Raw genomic sequence first — 21672 nt, 5'->3', positions numbered from 1 at the left:
GTCGGCTCCCTCGCCGTCGTCGACGGAAGGAAACCCACAAGGTCGATGGTACGAGTGAGGTTTGTGTGACTAGTGTGGCTATATCGAATCGTGAGGCAATCGCACCAAAGGTGCGATGTTGGGTCGGTGACGGACATGAGAAGCTGCGGACTCACCCAAAACCTGCGAGAACCCTCACTCGGGCGAGCCGCCAAGTCGGGTTTTGGCGGCGGGGTCGGATAACCTAGGCAACCGATGACCGCACGTTTCGACCTCTTCGTCGTCGGTTCCGGATTCTTCGGCCTGACGATCGCCGAGCGCGTGGCTACCGAACTCGGCAAGCGGGTCCTCGTTGTCGAGCGGCGCCCGCATATCGGCGGCAACGCCTATTCCGAACCGGAGCCGCAGACCGGGATCGAAGTCCACAAGTACGGCGCGCACCTGTTCCATACCTCCAATAAGAAGGTGTGGGACTACGTGTGCCAGTTCACCGGCTTCACCGACTACCGGCACCGGGTGTTCGCGATGCACAACGGGCAGGCCTACCAGTTCCCTATGGGCCTGGGCCTGGTGTCGCAGTTCTTCGGCAGATACTTCACGCCGACAGAAGCGCGCCAGCTGATCGCCGAGCAGGCTTCCGAAATCCACACCGCCGACGCCCAAAACCTCGAGGAGAAGGCCATCTCGCTGATCGGGCGACCGCTTTACGAGGCTTTCGTCAAGGGTTACACCGCCAAGCAATGGCAGACCGACCCCGCTGAGTTGCCGGCTGCCGTCATCAATCGGCTGCCGGTGCGCTACACCTTCGACAACCGGTACTTCAGCGACACCTATGAGGGTCTGCCGGTCGACGGTTACACGGCGTGGCTGCAGAACATGGCCACCGACGACCGCATCGAGGTCAGGCTGGACACCGACTGGTTCGACGTCCGCGACCAACTGCGCGCCGACAGCCCGGACGCGCCCGTCGTGTACACCGGCCCGCTTGACCGCTACTTCGAATACGCCGAAGGCCGGCTGGGTTGGCGCACCCTGGACTTCGAGGTGGAAGTGCTGCCGGTCGGAGACTTCCAAGGCACCGCGGTGATGAACTACAACGACCTCGACGTGCCCTACACCCGCATTCATGAATTCCGCCACTTCCACCCCGAGCGCGATTACCCGACGGACCAGACGGTGATCATGCGCGAATACTCGCGGTTCGCCGAAGACGACGACGAGCCCTACTATCCGATCAACACCGAGGCCGACCGCGCCCTGTTGGCCGCCTACCGGACCAGGGCGAAGTCCGAGACAGCGTCAGCGAAGGTCCTGTTCGGCGGCCGCTTGGGCACCTATCAATATCTGGATATGCATATGGCCATTGCCAGCGCTTTGAGCATGTACGAGAACGTCCTTGCGCCCCACCTGCGCGACGGTGTGCCCCTAATAGAGGAAATCTCCGCATGACCGCCGAAAGCCTGCTGTCCCGGATCATCCTGCCGCGACCGGGCGAACCGCTCGACGTGCGCAAGCTGTACCTCGAGGAGTCGATTACCAACTCGCGGCGCGCTCATGCGACCAGCCGCACCTCGCTGCAGATCGGCGCCGAGTCGGAGGTGTCGTTCGCCGCATATTTCAACGCGTTCCCGGCCAGCTACTGGCGACGCTGGTCGATCTGCACGTCGGTGGTGCTGCGCGTCGAGCTGACCGGCGCTGGGCGCCTCGACGTCTACCGAACCAAAGCCACCGGTGCGCGGATCTTCGTCGAGGGCCGTCAGTTCGTCGGCGCTCAGGACTGCCCGCCGGGGCAGCCGCAAATCGTCGAGGTCGAGGTGAGCCTGCAGCCATTCGAGGACGGTGGCTGGATCTGGTTCGACATCACCACCGACACCGCGGTCACCCTGCTCAATGGTGGCTGGTACGCGCCCATCCCCGCCCCGGGCACCGCCAACGTCGCCGTCGGCATCCCTACCTTCAACCGCCCCGCGGATTGCGCCAACGCGCTGGCCGAACTCACCGCCGACCCACTGGTGGACCAGGTGATCGGTGCGGTGATTGTGCCCGACCAAGGCACCCGCAAAGTCCGCGACCACCCAGACTTTCCGGCCGCGGCGGCTCGACTGGGCAACCGGCTGTCCATCCACGACCAACCCAACCTGGGCGGCTCGGGCGGCTATAGCCGGGTGATGTACGAGGCGCTGAAAAACACCGACTGCCAACAGATCCTGTTCATGGACGACGACATCCGCATCGAGCCGGACTCGATTCTGCGGGTGCTGGCCATGCACCGTTTCGCCAAGAGCCCAATGCTGGTCGGCGGGCAGATGCTCAACCTGCAGGAGCCGTCGCACCTGCACATCATGGGCGAAGTCGTCAACCGCTCGAACTTCATGTGGACCGCCGCGCCGCACGCCGAGTACGACCACGACTTCGCCGAGTACCCGCTCAACGACAAAGAGGAACTGAGCAAGCTGCTGCACCGGCGCATCGACGTCGATTACAACGGCTGGTGGACGTGCATGATCCCGCGGCAGGTGGCCGAGGAGCTGGGCCAGCCGCTGCCGTTGTTCATCAAATGGGACGATGCCGACTACGGTCTGCGCGCGGCCGAACACGGCTACCCCACCGTCACGCTGCCCGGCGCCGCCATCTGGCACATGGCCTGGAGCGACAAAGACGACGCGATCGACTGGCAGGCCTACTTCCACCTGCGCAACCGGCTGGTGGTGGCGGCGATGCACTGGAACGGTGACGTCACCGGCCTGGTCCGCAGCCATCTCAAAGCGACGCTGAAACACCTTGCCTGCCTGGAATATTCGACGGTGGCTATCCAGAACAAGGCCATTGACGACTTCCTGGCCGGCCCCGAGCACATCTTCTCCATCCTGGAATCGGCGCTGCCGGAAATACACCGCATCCGCAAGGCCTATCCCGATGCGGTCGTGCTGCCCGCCGCCAGCGAGCTGCCGCCGCCCTTGCACAAGAACAAGGTGATGAAGCCGCCGGTGAACCCGGTCACCATCGGTTACCGGCTCGCCCGGGGGATCGTGCACAATCTCGCGACCGCCGACCCGGCCCACCATGAGCGCCCCGAGTACAACGTGCCGACCCAGGACGCCCGCTGGTTCCGGTTGTGCACGGTCGACGGGGTCACCGTCACGACGGCCGACGGCTGCGGAGTGGTCTACCGTCAGCGCGATCGGACCAAGATGTTCGCGCTGCTGTGGCAGTCGCTGCGCCGCCAGCGCCAGCTGCTCCGCCGCTTCGACGAGATGCGCAGGGTCTACCGCGCCGCGTTGCCCGTGCTGTCCAGCAAGCAGAAGTGGGAGACGGTGCTCTTCACGGCGGAAAACCAAGAGCACCGACATGCCTGAAGCCCACCCGTTGGGGGTGCCGGCGCACGGCGAAACCGCTGCGATAGTGGCTGTTCAGTCGGCGCTGGCCGACCGCCCGGAATCGCTGACGGTGGCGCAGGGGCTTTCCTACTTCGGCGAACACAGCATCGGCTGGGTGGCCGTGTCGGCGATAGCGGCGGTCCTTTCCCCACGGCGGCGCCGGGATTGGCTGGTCGCCGGGGCCGGCGCCGTCGCCGCCCACGCGGCGGCGATATTGGTCAAACGGGTGGTCCGGCGCAAACGGCCTCATCATCCGGCGGTCGCGGTCAACGTAGGCACGCCCAGTCAGCTGAGCTTCCCGTCGGCGCACGCGACCTCCACCACGGCTGCGGCCATCCTGATGAGCAGGGCCGCAGGCCTGCCGATCGGGCTGGGCGCGGCAGTGCTGGTGCCACCGATGGCCCTTTCCCGGATCCTGCTGGGGGTGCATTACCCCAGCGACGTCGCCGCCGGTGTGGCGCTCGGCGCCGCCGTCGCGGCCGTTGCAGTGCGACTCGACGTCAGCCTGCAGAGGGGTGTGTCGATATGAGTGAAGACGTGGTGACCGGACCGCCGGCCAACCTGGTTGTCGGCGTGGTCAAGGCGATGCGCCCGCGGCAGTGGGTGAAAAACGTCCTGGTGCTGGCCGCGCCGCTGGCCGCGGCGGGCCGCGGGGTCCGATACGACTACGCCGAGGTACTGACCAAGGTTTCAGTGGCGTTCGTGGTGTTCAGCCTGGCCGCTTCGGCGATCTACCTGATCAACGACGTGCGCGATGTGGAGGCTGATCGCGAGCACCCCACCAAGCGCTTCCGCCCGATCGCCGCCGGGGTGGTGCCCGAATGGCTGGCCTACACAGTGGCCGCGGTGCTGGGGGTGGCCTCGCTGACCATTGCCTGGCGGCTGACCCCCAGCCTGGCCGTGGTGATGGCCGTCTACCTGGCCATGCAGCTGGGGTACTGCTACGGCCTCAAGCACCAAGCGGTGATCGATATCTGCATCGTGTCGTCGGCGTATTTGATCCGCGCCATCGCCGGTGGCGCTGCCGCCGACATTCCGCTGTCGCAGTGGTTCTTGCTGACCGCGGCGTTCGGGTCGCTGTTCATGGTGGCCGGCAAGCGCTACGCCGAGCTGCAGCTGGCCGAGCGCACCGGCGCGGCGATCCGCAAGTCGCTGGAGAGCTATACCAGCACCTATCTTCGATTCGTCTGGACGCTCTCGGCCACTGCCGTGGTGGTGTCCTACGGGTTGTGGGCGTTCGAACGCGACCGGTACTCGGGTTCGTGGTATGCGGTGTCGATGGTCCCGTTCACCATCGCGATCCTGCGTTACGCAGTCGACGTCGACGGGGGGCTGGCCGGGGAGCCCGAAGACATCGCACTGCGCGACCGGGTGTTGCAGTTGCTGGCGCTGGCGTGGATAGGAACAGTTGGGGCCGCCGTTGCCTTCGGCTAGTTCGAGATTCAAGGCCCTGCGGGCCAGCGCGCTGGCCCGCAGGGCCGCGGTCCGGCGGGTCAGGTGGCCGGTTTTTCCCTATGAGCCGGTGGTCCGGATCAGTCTGTGGGTCAACGTTGCGGTGGTCTGCGTGCTGTTCGGCTGGGGCGCGTGGCAACGGCGCTGGATCGCCGATGACGGGCTGATCGTGTTGCGCACGGTGCGCAACCTGCTGGCCGGCAACGGGCCGGTGTTCAACATGGGCGAGCGGGTGGAGGCCAACACCTCGACGGTGTGGACGTATTTGCTCTACATGGCCAGCTGGGTGGGCGGGCCGATGCGGCTGGAATATGTGGCGCTGGCCGTGGCCCTGGTGCTGTCGTTGCTGGGGGTGGCGCTGCTGATGCTCGGCACCGGCCGCTTGTATGCCCCCAGCCTGCGCGGGCGCCGCGCGATCATGTTGCCGGCCGGCGCGCTGGTCTACATCGCGGTGCCGCCGGCGCGAGACTTCGCCACGTCAGGGCTGGAAAGCGGGCTGGTGCTGAGCTATCTCGGGCTGCTGTGGTGGATGATGGTGTGCTGGGCGCAGCCGCTGCGGGTCCGTCCCCACGGTCGGGTGTTCATCGGTGCGCTGGCTTTCGTCGCGGGATGCAGCGTGTTGGTCCGGCCCGAGCTGGCGCTGATGGGCGGCCTGGCCTTGATCATGATGCTGGTCGCGGCGCGGACCTGGCGCCGCCGGGTGCTGATCGTGCTGGCCGGCGGCTTGCTGCCGGTCGCCTATCAGATCTTCCGGATGGGCTACTACGCGTTACTGGTGCCCGGCACCGCGCTGGCCAAGGACGCCGCCGGCGACAAGTGGTCGCAGGGCATGATCTATCTCTCGAATTTCAACCGGCCCTACGCCCTGTGGGTGCCGATCGTGCTGTTGGTGCCGCTTGGCCTGGTTCTGATGCTGGCTCGTCGCAGGCCGTCGTTCCTGCGTCCGGTGGTGGCGCCCGACTACGGGCGGGTGGCCCGGGCGGTGCAGAGCCCGGCGGCGGTGGTGGCCTTCATGGTTGGCAGCGGCCTGCTGCAGGCGCTGTACTGGATCCGGCAAGGCGGCGATTTCATGCACGGCCGGGTGCTGCTGGCGCCGCTCTTCTGCATGCTGGCCCCGGTGGCGGTGATTCCCGTGTTACTGCCCGATGGCAAGGACTTCGCCAAGGAGACTGGTTACTGGCTTGCCGGTGTGGTCAGCATCCTGTGGCTGGGTGTGGCGGGCTGGTCGCTGTGGGCAGCGAACTCGCCGGGGATGGGCGACGACGCCACGCACGTCACCTATACGGGCATCGTCGACGAGCGCCGCTTCTACGCGCAGGCCACCGGACACGCCCATCCGCTGACCGCCGCCGACTATCTCGACTACCCGCGGATGGCCGCCGTGCTGACCGCGCTCGACAACACCCCGGAAGGCGCCCTGCTGCTGCCGTCGGGCAACTACAACCAGTGGGACCTGGTGCCGATGATCCCGCCGGGAACGGCTCCCGGCATCCCGGCCACCCAAAAGCCGCAACACGCGGTGTTTTTCACCAATTTGGGGATGCTGGGCATGAACGTGGGTCTCGACGTCAGAGTGCTCGACCAAATCGGGCTGGCAAACCCGCTGGCCCAACATACCGAGCGGTTGAAGCATGGCCGGATCGGCCACGACAAGAACCTGTTCCCCGACTGGGTGATCGCCGACGGTCCGTGGGTGAAGTGGTATCCCGGTGTTCCGGGTTACCTCGACCCGGCCTGGGTCGTGCAGGCGGAGGCGGCCCTGCGGTGCCCTGCGACTCAGGCGGTGCTGAATTCGGTGCGCGCGCCGTTGACCGTGCGCCGTTTTGTGTCCAACGTGGTGCACTCCTTCGAGTTCACCCGGTACCGGATTGACCGGGTGCCGTTCAACGAACTCATCAGGTGCGGGCTCGAGGTGCCCGACGTGCCGCCGGCCCCGGCTCGGGAGTGATTCGGGGCCAGCGATCCGGCCCGAATGCCGGGCCGCGGGGGCCTTGCCGCGAAGAATTTCGGCCCAATTGCGAGCGGGCGTCCGTGACGCGCTTCCCACGGTTTGAGGCGAGACTGACAGCAACATCACATTTGAGCCGTCACCAGCGACCACCGAACCCCGGGCACATGCGGAAACGAGATCTCTGGCCGCCGCATCCGGCGCGAAAATCACCCGAAATCGGCGCCCGGTAACGCTTTCGGCGCGGTGCTCGATGAGAGAACCGACCCCAAGTTGTGGTTGACTACACGGGCACTGCGACGCCGAGCGCGCAGTCTGACGTAGTTGAGGATGCGCCCTATCCACCGGATGCGCCTAAAAGATTGAGGATGAGGAAGCAAGGATGAAGCTTGTTGACAGGTTTCGTGGCGCCGTGACGGGTATGCCGCGCCGACTCATGGTGGGAGCCGTTGGCGCGGCCCTGCTGTCGGGTCTGGTCGGTGTTGTCGGCGGTTCGGCGACCGCGAGTGCGTTCTCGCGGCCGGGCCTGCCGGTGGAATACCTGCAGGTGCCCTCGGCGGCCATGGGCCGCGACATCAAGGTCCAGTTCCAAAGCGGTGGGGCGAACTCGCCCGCGGTGTACCTGCTGGACGGCATGCGCGCCCAGGAGGACTTCAGCGGCTGGGACATCAACACCCCGGCGTTCGAGTGGTACTACCAGTCGGGCCTCTCGGTGGTCATGCCGGTCGGCGGGCAGTCCAGCTTCTACTCGGACTGGTACAACCCGGCCTGCGGTAAGGCCGGCTGCACCACCTACAAGTGGGAGACCTTCCTGACCAGCGAGTTGCCGCAGTACCTGTCGGCCAACCGGCAGGTCAAGCCGACCGGCAGCGCTGCTGTGGGTCTGTCGATGGCCGGCTCGTCGGCGTTGATCCTGGCCGCGTACCACCCGGCGCAGTTCGTCTACGCCGGATCGCTGTCGGCGCTGCTGGACCCGTCGCAGGCGATGGGGCCGTCGCTGATCGGTCTGGCCATGGGCGACGCCGGTGGCTACAAGGCCTCCGACATGTGGGGTCCCAAGGATGACCCGGCGTGGCAGCGCAACGACCCGACGCTGCAGGTGGGCAAGCTCGTCGCCAACAACACCCGCATCTGGGTGTACTGCGGCAACGGCAAGCCGTCCGACCTGGGCGGCGACAACCTGCCCGCCAAGTTCCTCGAGGGCTTCGTGCGGACCAGCAACTTGAAGTTCCAGACCGCCTACAACGCGGCCGGTGGGCACAACGCCGTGTGGAACTTCGATGACAACGGTACGCACAGCTGGGAGTACTGGGGCGCGCAGCTCAACGCCATGAAGCCGGACCTGCAGCACACGCTGGGCGCGACACCTGGCGGCGGCGGCACCGGCACCACGCAGGGCACCTAGACGCCCTGGGCGCCGCGACGGCGTCCGATAACCCGCATTCGACGGCGGCGACCCTCCGGGGTCGCCGCCGTTGGTTATTTCCGCGTTATCTCCCCTTTATCCCGTTGTGTGCGGTGTGGTTAGCTACCTTGCGGGCCGGGGCTTGCCTCGAACCCGCCGCACGGTCGGGCGCTGTGAGCACGCAGCGATACACGATGGAGGTGGATATGAGGGGTCTGTCGGTGTTGCTGCGACTGCTCTGCGTTGCGGTGCTGTCGATCGCGCTGGGCGGTGTCATGGCGGCCGCAGGATCGTCGGGCGCGGCCAAAGCCGCCCCGTACGAGACCCTGATGGTGCCGTCGGGCGCCATGGGCCGCGACATCCCGGTCGCGTTCCTGGGCGGCGGCCCGCACGCGGTATACCTGCTGGACCCCTTCGACGCCGGCCCGGATGTCAGCAACTGGGTTACCGCGGGTAACGCGATGAACACCCTGGCCGGCAAGGGAATCTCGGTGGTCGCCCCGGCCGGCGGTGCCTACAGCATGTACACCAACTGGGAACAGGACGGCAGCAAGCAGTGGGAAACCTTCCTGTCCAGTGAGCTTCCCGATTGGCTGGCGGCCAACAAGGGCCTGGCACCCGGCGGACATGCCGCCGTCGGCGCATCTCAGGGCGGCTATGGCGCGATGGCGCTGGCCGCGTTCCACCCGGACCGATTCGGCTTCGCCGGATCGCTCTCCGGGTTCCTGTACCCGTCGAGCACCACCACCAACGGCGCGATCCTCGCCGGTCTGCAGGAGTTCGGCGGTGTGGACGGCAACGGCATGTGGGGTGCCCCACAGTTGGGCCGGTGGAAGTGGCACGACCCGTGCGTGCATGTCGCTCTGCTGGCGCAGAACAACACCCGGGTGTGGGTATGGAGTCCCACCAACCTGGGTGCCAGTGATCCTGCCGCCATGATCGGTCAAGCCGGTGCGGCGATGGGTGACAGTAGGTCGTTCTACCAGCAGTATCGCAACGTCGGCGGGCACAACGGCCACTTCGACTTCCCGGGCGGCGGCGACAACGGCTGGGGCTCGTGGTCGGCACAGCTGGGCGCCATGTCCGGCGATATCGTCGGCGCGATCCGCTAGCGAGCCGACGGGCGGGCCCACCTAGTCGGACCCGGACCCGCGCGGCGCGGACATCGTCCGGGACGGAACTTCCTCACCAGCCGGTACCGTGTATGGGGTGCGGCAGCGGGGCGGCGCCACCGTGTTTCTACGCGGTGTGGGTGACTTCGGGCGGCTCGGGCGGTGAGCATGCGCGACACCGCCGCCGACCGCACGCTGTACTCAGACTTACCGACGCTGCTAGCAGGAGAACATGGCTACCAACTCCCGGCGCAGAAGACGCCGCCAACGAATCCTCGCCTGGGTTGCGGCCGGTGCCCTGGCGTCGGTCGTCGCGCTGGTCATCGTTGCCGGTGTGGTAATGCTGCGCCGCCAGGAAGCACCGCCCAGCGCAGTACCGCCCGGGGTACTGACCCCGGGTCCCACCACCTCCCATCCACGCAAGCCCCGGCCCGCCTACCAGGATGCGTCCTGCCCGGACGTGCAGTTGATCTCGGTACCCGGCACCTGGGAGTCGTCGCCGCAGGACAACCCGCTTAACCCGGTGCAGTTCCCGAAGGCGTTGCTACTCAATGTGACCGGGCCCATCTCCCAGCAGTTCCCCGGACCGCGGGTGCAGACGTACACGGTTCCCTACACCGCGCAGTTCCACAATCCGCTCAGTTCCGACGGTCAGATGTCCTACAACGAAAGCCGGGCGGAGGGCACTCGCGCGATGGTGCAGGCCATGACGGACATGACCAACAAGTGCCCCTTGACCAGCTATGTGGTGGTCGGTTTCTCGCAGGGGGCGGTGATTGCCGGCGACGTGGCCAGCGATATCGGCAACGGCCGCGGTCCGGTCGACGACGACCTGGTGCTGGGCGTGACGCTGATCGCCGATGGCCGTCGCCAGCCGGGGGTGGGAAACGACATCCCGCCCAGCCCCCCTGGTGAGGGCGCTGAGGTGACCCTGCATGAGGTGCCGGTGCTGTCCGGGCTCGGCCTGACGATGACGGGTGCCCGGCCGGGCGGTTTCGGGGCGCTGGACAGCCGCACCAACGAGATCTGCGCCGAGGGCGATCTCATCTGCGCCGCCCCACGGGAGGCGTTCAGTCCCGCTAACCTGCCGACCACCCTCAACACATTGGCCGGCGGCGCCGGCCAGCCGGTCCACGCGATGTACGCCACCCCTGAATTTTGGAACTCCGACGGGCAGCCGGCGACGCTATGGGCGTTGAACTGGACACGTGATCTCATCGACAAGGCGCCGCATCCCAAACACGGGTGAGCTGGGGACGCGTGGCCCGAACGCCGTGGGCGGGGCCAGGCGCCGCAGCACGCGCGTGCTTGCAGATCGAGACACCGGGACACGCTTTAGTGCCCCGATCGTTACGCGAACAGCGGTACCTTGTGATTTGGTCTGTCGCCTCGCGCCCCTTAACATATTAAGAGAAATTTAAGAGCATGTGGATGACCCGGTTGGGTCGTAACTGGCAACGATCGGCGCGCCCGCGAGTGTTCGCGCCGCTCAGAGGCCCGGATCGAGCACGGAAGTAACTCGTCGGCGGAGCCGACCAAGATGTAAACCCCGTCGGCGGAGCCGACCAAGCAGTGTTGTGACAGGAGAGGGCGGCATGGCGTACCACAACCCGTTCATCGTGAATGGAAGAATCCGGTTTCCGGAAAACAGCAATCTGGTGCGTCACGTCGAGAAGTGGGCGCGGGTGCGTGGCGACAAGCTGGCCTACCGGTTCCTGGACTTCTCCACCGAACGGGACGGCATCGAGCGTGACATCTTGTGGTCGGAGTTCAGCGCGCGCAACCGCGCGGTCGGCGCCCGCCTGCAACAGGTCACCCAGCCCGGCGATCGGATCGCCATCCTGTGCCCACAGAACCTGGACTACCTGATCTCCTTCTTTGGGGCGCTGTACTCCGGCCGGATCGCGGTGCCGTTGTTCGACCCGGCCGAGCCGGGCCACGTCGGCCGGTTGCACGCGGTGCTCGACGACTGCACCCCGTCGACCATTCTGACCACCAGCGACTCAGCCGAGGGTGTGCGCAAGTTCATCCGCAGCCGCTCGGCCAAGGAGCGGCCCCGGGTAATCGCCGTCGATGCGGTTCCCACGGAGGTCGCCGCAACCTGGCAGGAGCCCGACGCCAACGAGTCGACGACGGCCTACCTGCAGTACACCTCCGGATCGACCCGCACCCCGACCGGCGTGCAGATCACCCATCTGAACCTGCCCACCAACGTGCTGCAGGTGCTCCATGCCCTGGAAGGGCAAGAAGGCGACCGCGGTGTCAGTTGGCTGCCGTTCTTCCACGACATGGGCCTGATCACCGTGCTGCTGACGTCGGTGCTGGGCCACAGCTTCACCTTCATGACCCCGGCCGCGTTCGTGCGCCGGCCCGGCCGCTGGATTCGCGAACTCGCTCGTAAGCCCGGCGAAACCGGGGGAACATTCTCCGCCGCGCCGAACTTCGCCTTCGAGCATGCGGCGGTGCGCGGTTTGCCCCGCGACGACGACCCACCATTGGACCTGAGCAACGTCAAGGGCATCCTCAACGGCAGTGAACCGGTGTCGCCGGCGTCGATGCGCAAATTCTTCGAAGCCTTTGCGCCGTACGGTCTGCCCGAGACTGCGGTCAAGCCGTCCTACGGTCTGGCCGAGGCGACGCTGTTCGTCTCGACTACCGCGCCCAACGAGCCGCCGACCGTTATCCACGTGGACCGCGACGAGCTGAACAAGCAGCGTTTCGTCGAGGTGCCCGCCGACGCGCCGAACGCCGTCGCGCAGGTCTCGGCCGGCAAGGTCGGCGTCGACGAGTGGGCGGTCATCGTCGACCCAGACGCCGCCAGTGAGGTGCCGGACGGGCAAATCGGCGAAATCTGGCTGCACGGCAACAACCTGGGCATCGGCTACTGGGGCAAGGAAGAAGAATCCGCTCAGATATTCCGCAACATCCTGAAGTCGCGGATCAGCGAGTCGCACGCCGAGGGAGCCCCCGACGACGGACTGTGGGTGCGCACCGGCGACTACGGCACCTACTTCAAGGGACACCTCTATATAGCGGGCCGGATCAAGGACCTGGTCATCATCGACGGCCGCAACCACTACCCGCAGGACCTGGAGTACACCGCGCAGGAGTCGAACAAGGCCTTGCGGGTCGGCTACGTGGCCGCCTTCTCGGTGCCCGCCAACCAGCTGCCGCAGCAGGTATTCGACGATCCGCATGCCGGGCTGAAGTTCGACCCCGAGGACACCTCCGAGCAGCTGGTGATCGTCGCCGAACGCGCTGCCGGTACGCACAAGCTGGAATACCAGCCGATCGCCGACGACATCCGTGCCGCCATCGCCGTCGGACATGCGGTGACCGTGCGGGACCTGCTGTTGGTGTCGGCCGGCACGATTCCCCGGACCTCCAGCGGCAAGATCGGACGGCGCGCGTGCCGGGCTGCCTACCTCGACGGCAGCCTGCGCAGCGGCGTCGGTTCCCCGACGGCGTTTGCCACCGAATCCTGAGCCCCAAAACCACAAAGGTACCCATGGCTGACATCGACGACCCTCAGAACCCCGAAGCGAACTTGCCCGACCACAAGTCGGACTTAACGGTCCCCGAGATGCGTCAGTGGCTGCGCAACTGGGTGGGTAAGGCGGTCGGCAAGTCCCCCGACTCGATCGACGAGTCGGTGCCGATGGTGGAGTTGGGCTTGTCGTCGCGCGATGCCGTGGCGATGGCCGCCGACATCGAAGACCTGACCGGCGTCACGCTGTCGGTCGCGGTGGCCTTCCAGCATCCGACCATCGAGTCGCTGGCCACCCGGATCGTCGAAGGCGAACCCGAAACCGCTGATGACGGCGTCGACGTCACCGACTGGACCCGCAACGGTCCCGCCGAGCGGGTCGACATCGCGATCGTGGGCCTGTCCACCCGGCTGCCCGGCGACATGAACACCCCCGACGAAACGTGGCAGGCGCTGCTGGAAGGCCGCGACGCCATCACCGACCTGCCCGAGGGCCGCTGGACGGAGTTCTTGGAAGAGCCGCGGCTGGCCGAGCGGGTCAAGGCGGCGCGCACCCGTGGTGGCTACCTGAAGGACATCAAGGGCTTCGACTCGGAGTTCTTCGCGGTGGCCAAGACCGAGGCCGACAACATCGACCCGCAGCAGCGGATGGCGCTGGAGCTGACCTGGGAGGCGCTCGAACATGCCCGCATTCCGGCGTCGAGCCTGCGCGGCGGGGCGGTCGGCGTGTACGTCGGTGTCTCCAACAACGACTACAGCTTCCTGGCCGTGTCAGATCCGACGGTCGCGCACCCATACGCGATCACCGGTACCGCCACCTCGATCATCGCCAACCGGGTGTCGTACTTTTACGACTTCCGCGGCCCTTCGGTCGCGGTCGACACCGCATGCTCGAGCTCGCTGGTGGCCACCCATCAGGCGGTGCAGGCGCTGCGCAACGGCGAATGCGACATCGCGGTGGCCGGTGGTGTCAATGCCCTGATCACCCCCGTGGTAACGCTGGGTTTCGACGAGATCGGACAGGTGCTGGCCCCCGACGGCCGGATCAAGTCGTTCTCCGCCGACGCCGACGGCTACACCCGCTCCGAAGGCGGCGGCATGGTGGTGCTCAAGCGGGTCGACGACGCGCGCCGCGACGGCGACCAGATCCTGGCCGTGATCGCCGGCAGCGCGGTCAACCACGACGGCCGATCCAATGGCTTGATCGCGCCCAACCAGGACGCCCAGGCCGACGTGCTGCGGCGGGCCTACAAGGACGCCGGCATCGATCCGCGCACCGTCGACTACATCGAGGCGCACGGCACCGGAACCATCCTCGGTGACCCGATCGAGGCCGAGGCGCTGGGCCGTGTCGTCGGCAAGGGTCGTCCCGCCGAACGGCCGGCGCTGCTCGGCGCGGTGAAAACCAATGTCGGACACCTGGAGTCGGCGGCCGGTGCGGCCAGCATGGCCAAGGTGGTGCTGGCTCTGCAGCACGACAAGCTGCCGCCGTCGATCAACTTCGCCGGGCCCAGCCCCTATATCGACTTCGACGCGATGCGGCTGAAGGTGATCGACACGGTGACCGACTGGCCGCGGTACGGCGGGGACGCCGTGGCGGGGGTGTCAAGCTTTGGCTTCGGCGGCGCCAATGCGCACGTGGTGGTGCGTGAGGTCTTGCCGCGCGATGTGGTGGAGAAAGAGGCGCGTGAATCCGAACCCGCGCCAGCGGCGCCCGCCGAGGCGGCCCCGTCCGAGGCGCCCGCGCTGGAAGGCCACTCGCTACGGTTCGACGACTTCGGCAACATCATCACCGACACACCGACGGGATTTAGCGGAGCCGAAGAACGAGAGCCCGAACTTCCGGGCGTCACCGAAGAAGCACTGCGGCTCAAGGAAATCGCTCTGGAAGAGCTCGCCGCGGAGGAACCTCAGCCGCCGCTCATCCCGCTTGCGGTGTCGGCGTTTCTGACCTCACGCAAGAAGGCCGCAGCCGCCGAGCTGGCCGACTGGATGGAAAGCGCCGAAGGCCAGGCCTCCTCGCTGGAGTCGATCGGCCGGGCATTGTCGCGGCGCAATCACGGTCGCTCCCGCGCGGTGGTGCTGGCCCACGACCACGAGGAAGCCATCAACGGCCTGCGCGCGATCGCCGCGGGCAAGCAGACGCCGTACGTGTTCAGCGTCGACGGGCCGGTGACCAACGGCCCGGTGTGGGTGCTGGCCGGGTTCGGCGCCCAGCACCGCAAGATGGGCAAGAGCCTGTATCTGCGCAACCCGGTGTTCGCCGAGTGGATCGAAAAGGTCGACGCGCTGGTGCAGGACGAGCTGGGGTATTCGGTGCTCGAGCTGATCCTCGACGACTCGCAGGACTACGGCATCGAGACCACCCAGGTCACCATCTTCGCGATCCAGATCGCCCTCGGTGAGCTGCTCAAGCACCACGGCGCCAAGCCGGCCGCGGTGGTGGGCCAGTCGCTGGGCGAGGCGGCGTCGGCGTATTTCGCCGGGGGCCTGTCGTTGCGCGACGCCACCCGCACCATCTGCTCGCGCTCGCACCTGATGGGCGAGGGCGAGGCGATGCTGTTCGGCGAATACATCCGGTTGATGGCGCTGGTGGAGTACTCCGCCGACGAGATCGAAACTGTCTTCCCCGACTTTCCTGATCTTGAGGTGTGCGTCTACGCCGCACCCACCCAGACCGTGATCGGCGGCCCGCCCGAGCAGGTGGATGCGATCATCGCCCGCGCGGAATCCGAGGGCAAGTTCGCCCGCAAATTCCAGACCAAGGGCGCCAGCCACACCCAGCAGATGGATCCGCTGCTCGGCGAGCTGTCCGCCGAGCTGCAGGGCATCAAGGCGATGAGCCCCACCTGCGGGATCTACTCGACGGTGCACGAGGGCAGCTACATCAAGCCCGGCAGCGAGCCCATCCACGACGTCGATTACTGGAAGAAGGGGCTGCGGCACAGCGTCTACTTCACCCACGGGATCCGCAACGCGGTCGACAGTGGGCACACCACCTTCCTGGAGCTGGCGCCCAATCCGGTGGCGCTGATGCAGGTGGGCCTGACCACGGCCGCCGCCGGTCTGCATGACGCCCAGCTGATCCCGACGCTGGCCCGCAAGCAGGACGAGGTCGAATCGATGATCTCGACCATGGCCCAGCTGTACGTGTACGGCCACGACCTGGACATCCGGACGCTGTTCAGCCGTGCCAAGGGCCCCGACGATTTTGCGAACATTCCGCCGACCCGCTTCAAGCGCAAAGAACACTGGCTCGACGCGCACTTCTCCGGCGACGCCTCGGTGATCATGCCGGGTAACCATGTCGCGCTGCCGGATGGCCGCCACGTGTGGGAGTACGCCCCGCGCGACGGCCAGCCGGACCTCGCGGCTTTGGTGAGAGCCGCTGCGGCCCAAGTGCTTTCGGACGCACAGCTGACAGCCGCCGAGCAGCGCGCGGTGCCCGCCGAGGGTGCCCGGCTGGTAACCACCATGACCCGGCATCCCGGCGGCGCCTCCGTCCAGGTGCACGCCCGCATCGACGAATCGTTCACGCTGGTCTACGACGCCCTGGTGGCCCGGGCCGGTTCCGAAGCGGTGTTGCCGGTCCAGGTTGGGGCGGGCGCGACGATCACTGCTGCGGCGCCGGTGGTGCCTGAAGCACCTGTCGAGGCGGAGGCCGACACGCTGACCGACAGCCTGACCAACCGCTACCTGCCGAGTGACATGGGCAGATGGTCACCGGATTCCGGCGAGACGATCGCCGATCGGCTCGGCATGATCGTCGGGTCGGCCATGGGTTACGAGCCCGAGGACCTGCCGTGGGAAGTGCCGCTGATCGAGCTCGGGCTCGACTCGCTGATGGCGGTGCGGATCAAGAACCGCGTCGAGTACGACTTCGACCTGCCGCCGATTCAGTTGACCGCGGTGCGCGACGCCAACCTCTACAACGTCGAGAAGCTGATCGAGTACGCGGTCGAGCACCGCGACGAGGTCGAGCAGCTCAGCGAGTACCAGAAGACGCAGACCGCCGAGGAGATCGCCCGAGCGCAGGCCGAAATGTTGCATGGCGGGCCGGGCAAGACCGCTGAAACAGCGGAGGCGCCGGCATCGGAAGTCCCGATCCCGCCGCCGCCGACGGACCCCTCCGGCCCTACCGGTAACGGGCAGCCCAACCTGGTGGCCGCCGCCGAAGCGCTGAACCAGGAGGCGGTCGCCAAGGCGCTCAACTCCGACGTGCCGCCGCGCGATGCTGCCGAGCGGGTCACCTTCGCCACCTGGGCGATCGTCACCGGCAAGTCGCCGGGCGGCATCTTCAACCCGCTGCCCAAGCTCGACGACGAGAAGGCGGCCAAGATGGCGCAACGGCTCTCCGAGCGCGCCGAAGGCCCGATCACCGCCGAGGACGTGCTGACGTCGGAAACCATCGAGGCGCTGGCCGACAAGGTGCGTGGCTACCTGGAGGCCGGGCAGATCGACGGGTTCGTGCGCACGCTGCGGGCCCGGCCGCCGGGCAGCACCAAGCCGCCGGTGTTCGTGTTCCACCCGGCCGGCGGGTCGACCGTGGTCTACGAGCCACTGCTCAACCGGCTGCCGGCCGACACCCCGATGTACGGCTTCGAACGGGTCGAGGGGTCGATCGAAGAGCGTGCCGCACAATATGTTCCGAAGCTGATCGAGATGCAGGGCGACGGGCCCTACATCCTGGTCGGCTGGTCGCTGGGCGGAGTGCTGGCCTACGCGTGCGCGATCGGGCTCAAGCGGCTGGGCAAGGACGTCCGGTTCGTGGGACTGATCGATGCCGTGCGGGCCGGCGAGGAGATCCCGCAGACCAAAGAGGAGATCCGCAAGCGCTGGGACCGCTACGCCCGCTTCGCCGAGAAGACGTTCAACGTCACCATCCCGGCGATCCCCTACGAGCAGCTCGAGGAACTCGACGACGAGGGCCAGATCCGGTTCGTGCTCGACGCCGTCCGGGAGTCCGGTGTGCAGATCCCGGCCGGGATCATCGAGCACCAGCGCACGTCGTACCTGGACAACCGGGCGATCGACACCGCGCGGATCCAGCCGTACGACGGGCACGTCACCCTCTACATGGCCGACCGATACCATGACGACGCGATCATGTTCGAGCCGCGATATGCCGTTCGCCAGCCGGACGGCGGTTGGGGCGAATACGTCTCCGACCTCGAGGTCGTGCCGATCGGTGGTGAGCACATCCAGGCCATCGACGAGCCGATCATCGCCAAGGTGGGCGAGCACATGAGCCGCGCGTTAGACAACATCGAGGCTGAACAGAGGGCCCCTCAGTGAGCACCAAGACCACCGCCGAGCTGCTGGCCGAACTACGCGAAAAGCTGGAGCTGGCCAAGGAGCCCGGCGGTGAGAAGGCTGCCGCCAAGCGCGACAAGAAGGGCATCCCGAGTGCCCGCGCCCGCGTCTACGAGCTGGTGGACCCGGGCACCTTCTTCGAAATCGGGGCGTTGTGCCGCACTCCGGGCGACCCCAACGCGCTCTACGGCGACGGGGTGGTGACCGGGCACGGGCTCATCAACGGCCGCCCGGTCGGGGTGTTCTCCCACGACCAGACGGTGTTCGGCGGCACCGTCGGGGAGATGTTCGGCCGCAAGGTGGCCCGGCTGATGGAGTGGTGCGCGATGGTCGGCTGTCCGATCGTCGGCATCCAGGACTCCGGCGGAGCCCGCATCCAGGACGCCGTCACGTCATTGGCGTGGTATGCCGAGCTGGGCCAACGTCACGAAGCGCTGTCCGGGGTGGTGCCGCAGATCTCCCTCATCTTCGGCAAATGCGCCGGCGGAGCCGTCTATTCGCCGATCCAGGACGACCTGCTCGTCTCGGTGCGTGACCAAGGCTACTTCTTCGTCACCGGACCCGACGTGATCCGTGAGGTCACCGGCGAGGACGTCACCCTCGACGAACTCGGCGGCTCCGACGCGCAGGCCCGCTACGGCAACATCCACCACGTGGTGAATTCCGAAGCCGAGGCGTTCCAGTACGTGCGCGACTTCCTGTCGTTCCTGCCGTCCAACTGCTTCGGCAAGCCGCCGGTCATCAATCCCGGACTGGAACCGGAGATCACCCCGACCGACCTGGAGCTGGACTCGATCGTGCCGGACTCCGACAATGCGGCCTACGACATGCACGAGATCCTGCTGCGCATCTTCGACGACGGCGACTTCCTGGACGTCGCCGCGCAGCACGGGCCGGCCATCATCACCGGGTACGCCCGGGTCGACGGGCGCCCGGTGGGCGTGATCGCCAACCAGCCCATGCACATGTCCGGGGCCATCGACAATGAGGCTTCCGACAAGGCGGCGCGGTTCATCAGGTTCTGTGATTCGTTCCAGATCCCGCTGGTGTTCGTGGTGGACACCCCCGGGTTTCTGCCGGGGGCTGAGGAGGAGAAGCGGGGCATCATCAAGCGCGGCGGCCGGTTCCTGTACTCCGTGGTCGAGGCCGACGTGCCGAAGGTGACGATCACGGTCCGCAAGTCCTACGGCGGCGCGTACGCGGTGATGGGTTCCCGGCAGCTGACCGCCGATTTCAATTTCGCCTGGCCCACCGCGCGCATCGCGGTGATCGGCGCCGAGGGGGCCGCGCAGCTGCTGATGAAACGCTTCCCGGACCCCACTGCGCCGGAAGCGCAGGCAATTCGAAAGTCTTTTATCGAGGGTTACAACCTCAACATGGCGATCCCCTGGATCGCCGCCGAGCGTGGGTTCATCGACGCGGTCATCGATCCGCACGAAACCCGGTTGCTACTGCGCCGGTCGATGCACATACTGCGGGACAAGCAGCAATGGCAACGCTTGGGCCGCAAGCACGGGCTGATCCCGGTCTAGTGGCACCCAAGTCGCCGACTGTGAATAGGGCGACGCGACACGCCGAATGAGCGTCGGCCAGTTCACAATCGATGCGTAAAGGCACCTTCGACCAGCTGGTCGAAGCGCTGCAGCGCTTCGTCGGATTCGGTGTCGATCCCGCGCAGCGGGCCGCGGTCGGCCAGATACCGCTGCGCGTAGAGCCGGGCGACGAGCGCCTTGCGGTCCGCGCCGCGGGTGGCCCGCTCCCACGCCGCCTGCTCGGTGAGCAACGCCGCGGCATAGACGTCGCCCATGAACTGGGCGAGTGGGAACAGCCGCGCCTCGGCCACCTCCCGGTCCAGCTTCGTCCAGGCCGTGATCGCCGCGTCGAGGTCCTCGATGCGGCGCGATACCAGGCGCGTGGTCTCACCGTCGTCGGACACCGACACCGCATCGCGCATCCGGGCCAGCAACGGCTCGTGCGCCCGCGACTGTTCCATGCCGCGCCGCACGTCGAGGCAAAGGATATTGTCGGAGCCCTCCCAGATGGTGTTCACCTGCGCATCCCGCAAGATCCGGGCCACTGGCCAGGTCTCGATGTAGCCGTTGCCGCCGTGCATCTCGACCGCGTCGGACGCGGCGGTGAGCCCGAGCCGGCACACCCGCAGTTTGGTCACCGGCACGGCGATGCGCTGCCGGATCGTTTGCGGCTGACGGTGGTTGGCGGCTCCGGTGCCGTCGAAAATCAGCGCCAGCGCGGCTTCGACGTCGACGATCATCTCGGCCAGCTTGCGCCGGATCAGCGGTTTGTCGATCAGCGCCTCGCCGAACGCCCGTCGCTGACGGGCATAGCACAGCGACTCGACCAGGGCCCGGCGCGCGTTGCCGACGGCGAACGAGGCGGTGCCCAGCCGCAATCTGTTGGTCAGCTCCATCATGCGGCCGAGGCCCTTTCCGTCGGCCGGCCCGGAATCAGCCTGAGGTTCATCGGACAACAGAAAGGCTTCGGCGTCGACGAACTCGATCTCGCCGGAGGCGACCGAGCGGGTACCCAGCTTGTCCTTCAGCCGCCGGACGCGCACCCCGTTGCGGGAACCGTCCCGCCGGGTCCGCAACACCAGGAAGGAGGCCACTCCCCGGGTGGAGTCGGGGGCGCCCTCGGGTTTGGCCAGCACCACAAACGCCTCACCGGCGCAATTGGAGGCAAACCATTTGAAGCCGTTCAGCAGCCAGGCGTCGCCGCAGCGTGTCGCTGTGGTCTCGAGCGCGCCCAGGTCGGAGCCGCCGGTGCGCTCGGTCATCAGTTGCGCCGCCTCGCCGTCCCATTCGCCCGAGTTGAGTTTGCCCAGGACGTAGTCGCGCACATCGGGGGGTGCGTAGGCCGTCACCAGTGACCGGACCATGTTGCCGCCGGTGCCCAGCGCGCAGGCCATCCCGATGTCGGCCTGGTTGAGCAGATAGTTGGACGCGAACAGTGGCAGCGACGGGCTCACGCCGGCCCGCTTGGCGTCGTCGCGCAGGGCTTGCTGGGCGTCCAGAATGGCCCGCTTGGACCGGGTGAATGATTCCGGCATCACCACCCGGCTGATGTCGTGGCCCCACCGGTCGTAGCGTTCCAGCTGCGGGGGATTGTGGTCGGTCTTCTCGGCCCAGCGGGTCACCGGGCCGCCCATCAGCTCACCGATGCGGGTCAAATGAGGCTCGGCGAACCCCAATTCGTCGGGCTGCAGGTAGTACGCCATGGTGAATTGCAGCGTGGGATCGGTGAGGTACCAGTTGAGACCGGTGGCGCCCTGGTAGTTCTCGGTGCGGTAGCGCCCGGCTTTCTCCGGTGTCGAGAACGGCAGCCGGTCCACGGCCTCCAGGAGGTATTCGCTCATCCTGCGACACTATTACATAGGTTTTATATATGTCTATACTTCCGGGACGCGGCTCCGCCTCGGCCGGCCGCTTCAGTAGCGGCGAACAGCTTGCGCCACAAGGGGATCCGGCGTAGCTATTGCGCGGGCCCGACCAGGGTGAGCCGCGGCCGCCGTCAGTGGTGAACGGCTCGGTCGTGCTGCTCCCGTTGGCGCTCCCTTGGGGCACAGTGCATCCGATCGCGGT

At 67.0% G+C, this 21672-nt stretch carries 12 protein-coding genes; 11 read left to right on the top strand and 1 reads right to left on the bottom strand.

Features of this window, described 5'->3' with window-relative positions:
- The first annotated feature begins 234 nt into the window (after positions 1–234).
- The 11 genes from glf (at position 235) to AWC07_RS24060 (ending at position 19605) form a co-directional block, all read left to right on the top strand.
- Positions 235–1428, top strand: a complete 1194-nt coding sequence (glf, locus tag AWC07_RS24110) for a UDP-galactopyranose mutase (RefSeq protein ID WP_036412618.1) — start codon at positions 235–237, stop codon at positions 1426–1428.
- Positions 1425–3335, top strand: coding sequence for a glycosyltransferase (locus AWC07_RS24105; RefSeq protein ID WP_036412619.1), 1911 nt, complete (start codon positions 1425–1427; stop codon positions 3333–3335). The genes glf and AWC07_RS24105 overlap by 4 nt, the downstream gene beginning before the upstream one ends.
- Positions 3328–3885 (top strand): phosphatase PAP2 family protein, encoded by a 558-nt coding sequence (locus AWC07_RS24100; protein ID WP_051507957.1) that lies wholly within the window; start codon positions 3328–3330, stop codon positions 3883–3885. Before AWC07_RS24105 ends, AWC07_RS24100 begins: the two co-directional genes overlap by 8 nt.
- Positions 3882–4790, top strand: a complete 909-nt coding sequence (locus AWC07_RS24095) for a decaprenyl-phosphate phosphoribosyltransferase (protein WP_036412620.1) — start codon at positions 3882–3884, stop codon at positions 4788–4790. The genes AWC07_RS24100 and AWC07_RS24095 overlap by 4 nt, the downstream gene beginning before the upstream one ends.
- Entirely contained in the window at positions 4765–6756 is a 1992-nt protein-coding gene (gene aftB / locus AWC07_RS24090; RefSeq protein WP_036412621.1) for a terminal beta-(1->2)-arabinofuranosyltransferase, read from the top strand. The genes AWC07_RS24095 and aftB overlap by 26 nt, the downstream gene beginning before the upstream one ends.
- Positions 6757–7138: 382 nt before the next feature.
- Positions 7139–8161 carry a diacylglycerol acyltransferase/mycolyltransferase Ag85A gene (gene ag85A / locus AWC07_RS24085; protein ID WP_036412623.1) on the top strand — a complete coding sequence of 341 codons (1023 nt, stop codon included), beginning with the start codon at positions 7139–7141 and terminating at the stop codon, positions 8159–8161.
- Positions 8162–8367: 206 nt separating this feature from the next.
- Positions 8368–9273 (top strand): esterase family protein, encoded by a 906-nt coding sequence (locus AWC07_RS24080; RefSeq protein ID WP_036412629.1) that lies wholly within the window; start codon positions 8368–8370, stop codon positions 9271–9273.
- A 232-nt stretch (positions 9274–9505) separates the two neighbouring features.
- On the top strand, positions 9506–10522 hold the full coding sequence (gene culp6 / locus AWC07_RS24075) for a carboxylesterase Culp6 (RefSeq protein WP_036412624.1): 1017 nt from the start codon (positions 9506–9508) through the stop codon (positions 10520–10522).
- A 346-nt stretch (positions 10523–10868) separates the two neighbouring features.
- The gene (fadD32, locus tag AWC07_RS24070) at positions 10869–12758 is read left to right on the top strand and encodes a long-chain-fatty-acid--AMP ligase FadD32 (protein WP_036412626.1); all 1890 of its coding nucleotides are present in this window, start codon (positions 10869–10871) and stop codon (positions 12756–12758) included.
- 23 nt (positions 12759–12781) lie between these two features.
- Complete coding sequence (pks13, locus tag AWC07_RS24065) at positions 12782–18055, top strand: polyketide synthase Pks13 (protein ID WP_085105261.1); 5274 nt, start codon at positions 12782–12784, stop codon at positions 18053–18055.
- Complete coding sequence (locus AWC07_RS24060) at positions 18052–19605, top strand: acyl-CoA carboxylase subunit beta (RefSeq protein WP_036411165.1); 1554 nt, start codon at positions 18052–18054, stop codon at positions 19603–19605. The genes pks13 and AWC07_RS24060 overlap by 4 nt, the downstream gene beginning before the upstream one ends.
- 62 nt (positions 19606–19667) lie before the next feature.
- On the opposite strand, the gene AWC07_RS24055 is transcribed toward AWC07_RS24060, so the two are convergent.
- Positions 19668–21446, bottom strand: a complete 1779-nt coding sequence (locus AWC07_RS24055; RefSeq protein WP_036411166.1) for an acyl-CoA dehydrogenase family protein — start codon at positions 21444–21446, stop codon at positions 19668–19670.
- Positions 21447–21672 lie beyond the last annotated feature (226 nt).

The organism is Mycobacterium gastri, from assembly GCF_002102175.1.
GTDB classification, from domain to species: Bacteria; Actinomycetota; Actinomycetes; order Mycobacteriales; family Mycobacteriaceae; genus Mycobacterium; species Mycobacterium gastri.
This window is presented reverse-complemented; position numbering and strand designations above follow the sequence as displayed.

What these genes read in the sequence shown, in the direction of transcription:
- pks13 (WP_085105261.1), top strand. Translation starts at nt 12,782, where the DNA reads ATGGCTGACATCGACGACCCTCAGAACCCCGAAGCGAACTTGCCCGAC.
- glf (WP_036412618.1), top strand. Translation starts at nt 235, where the DNA reads ATGACCGCACGTTTCGACCTCTTCGTCGTCGGTTCCGGATTCTTCGGC.
- AWC07_RS24095 (WP_036412620.1), top strand. Translation starts at nt 3,882, where the DNA reads ATGAGTGAAGACGTGGTGACCGGACCGCCGGCCAACCTGGTTGTCGGC.
- culp6 (WP_036412624.1), top strand. Translation starts at nt 9,506, where the DNA reads ATGGCTACCAACTCCCGGCGCAGAAGACGCCGCCAACGAATCCTCGCC.
- AWC07_RS24080 (WP_036412629.1), top strand. Translation starts at nt 8,368, where the DNA reads ATGAGGGGTCTGTCGGTGTTGCTGCGACTGCTCTGCGTTGCGGTGCTG.
- AWC07_RS24055 (WP_036411166.1), bottom strand. Translation starts at nt 21,446, where the DNA reads ATGAGCGAATACCTCCTGGAGGCCGTGGACCGGCTGCCGTTCTCGACA.
- fadD32 (WP_036412626.1), top strand. Translation starts at nt 10,869, where the DNA reads ATGGCGTACCACAACCCGTTCATCGTGAATGGAAGAATCCGGTTTCCG.
- AWC07_RS24105 (WP_036412619.1), top strand. Translation starts at nt 1,425, where the DNA reads ATGACCGCCGAAAGCCTGCTGTCCCGGATCATCCTGCCGCGACCGGGC.
- AWC07_RS24100 (WP_051507957.1), top strand. Translation starts at nt 3,328, where the DNA reads ATGCCTGAAGCCCACCCGTTGGGGGTGCCGGCGCACGGCGAAACCGCT.
- ag85A (WP_036412623.1), top strand. Translation starts at nt 7,139, where the DNA reads ATGAAGCTTGTTGACAGGTTTCGTGGCGCCGTGACGGGTATGCCGCGC.